This window comes from Anaerosporobacter sp. (assembly GCF_965301125.1).
Genome location: NZ_CBDLAM010000364.1, coordinates 1 through 1,859 on the forward strand (window position 1 = coordinate 1; position 1,859 = coordinate 1,859).

The 1,859-nt window shown below is 32.9% G+C and carries 3 protein-coding genes; all 3 read left to right on the top strand.

Features of this window, described 5'->3' with window-relative positions; genetic code table 11:
- The coding region (locus tag ACW2QF_RS19990; protein WP_455717774.1) for an ArsA-related P-loop ATPase at positions 1 to 615 on the top strand (615 nt) is incomplete at its 5' end.
- A 25-nt stretch (positions 616 to 640) separates the two neighbouring features.
- Positions 641 to 1,687: an ACR3 family arsenite efflux transporter gene (gene arsB / locus ACW2QF_RS19995; protein ID WP_455717775.1), complete on the top strand. Its 1,047-nt coding sequence runs from the start codon at positions 641 to 643 to the stop codon at positions 1,685 to 1,687.
- 32 nt (positions 1,688 to 1,719) lie between these two features.
- A partial coding sequence (locus tag ACW2QF_RS20000; RefSeq protein ID WP_455717776.1) for an arsenic metallochaperone ArsD family protein occupies positions 1,720 to 1,859 on the top strand: 140 nt, incomplete at its 3' end.

Below are 1,859 nucleotides of genomic sequence, written 5' to 3' on the forward strand. Positions count from 1 at the left end.
ACTTTAAGTCATATTGATGAACAGAAAGTTTTATCTGCCTATAAGGAAAATGTTTTATCGAAAGCTCGTGCTAATAATTTAAATGAAGAAGATATTGCATACATCGAGGAAGATTTAAGATCTCCATGTACACAAGAAATTGCTGTATTTAGAGAATTTGCTTCTATCGTTGATCGATGCGAAAACGAAGTTGTTGTTATTGATACTGCACCAACGGGCCATACTTTATTATTACTTGATTCGACCCAAAGTTATCATAAGGAAGTACAACGAACAATGGGAGATACCCCTGAATCTGTTAAAAAGCTATTACCTAGACTACGTAATGAACATGAAACATCTGTAATAATCGTTACTTTAGCTGAAACTACACCAGTTTATGAAGCTTTACGATTAGAAGAAGACTTAAACAGAGCTCATATCCATTGTGGTTGGTGGGTAATAAACGCTTCCCTATACAAAACCAAAACAGAAAATTCGTTATTAAAAGCAAAGGCAAATAATGAAATCCTATGGATTAATAAAGTTTTTGAACATACGAATGGAAAAGTTGCTATAACAGAATGGTCAAAAGACGATGTAAAAGGCTCTAAGTTAAAAGCTCTTTACTTTTAAAAAAGAAGATTGGAGATATAAAACTATGGATACTAATAATAATTCTAGTGGAATCAGCTTCTTCGAACGTTATTTATCAATCTGGGTAATCCTTTGTATGATTATTGGTATACTAATTGGTAAATATTTACCCGGGATACCACGTTTACTAGGAAAATTTGAATATGCAAACGTCTCTATACCAATCGCTTTTTTAATATGGTTAATGATTTATCCAATGATGATGAAAGTAGACTTCAAAAGTATAAAAGACGTTGGACGTAATCCAAAAGGCTTGTTCGTAACATGGGTTACCAACTGGTTAATTAAACCTTTTACTATGTTTGGTATCGCATACCTGTTTTTCTATATTATATTTGGTAATTTAATTTCGCCTGAACTTGCTAAAGATTACTTATCTGGCGCGGTTTTACTTGGAGCAGCTCCTTGTACAGCCAAGGAGTTTGTAAGGAGCCATTTAACCAAAGGAAACCCTGCATATACGGTAGTTCAAGTAGCGACCAATGATTTGCTTATCTTAGTTGCATTTGTTCCTATCGTTAAATTCCTCTTAGGAGTTTCTGATGTGTCAGTCCCATGGGATACCTTGATTTTATCTGTAATACTATTTGTTGTAATACCTCTGGTAGGAGGTATCTTCACTAGAATGATGGTAATAAAGAAAAGAGGAGAAGATTACTTTAAAAATACGTTTATACAAAAATTCAATAATACTACTATAATAGGGCTTTTATTAACCTTGATTATCATATTTTCATTCCAAGGTGAGATTATTCTAAAAAATCCTACTCATATTGTACTTATCGCAATTCCTTTAATTATACAGACAGTTTTTATTTTCTTTATTGCTTATATTACATCAAAATTATTGAAGTTACCTCATGATGTCGCTGCACCTGCAGGTATGATAGGTGCATCCAACTTCTTTGAATTGTCTGTGGCAGTGGCTATTGCTTTATTTGGTGCAACATCACCAGTTGCTTTGGCAACAATTGCAGGAGTGTTAGTAGAAGTTCCAGTTATGTTGTTACTTGTTAAGTTTGCGAACAGTACTAAAAAATGGTTTTTATAAATTAATAAAAAATTATAGATTGGAGAATGAATATGAGTAAATTAACAATTTTTGAACCAGCTATGTGTTGTGAAACAGGTTTGAGTGGAGTTGGAGTAGACCCTGAGTTACTCAGAATATCAACAATAACAAATACACTAAAAAAGCAAGGTATTGAAGTAGAGCGTTATAA

Excerpts from the sequence above, each read along its gene's own strand:
- arsB (WP_455717775.1), top strand. The coding sequence starts at position 641 with ATGGATACTAATAATAATTCTAGTGGAATCAGCTTCTTCGAACGTTAT.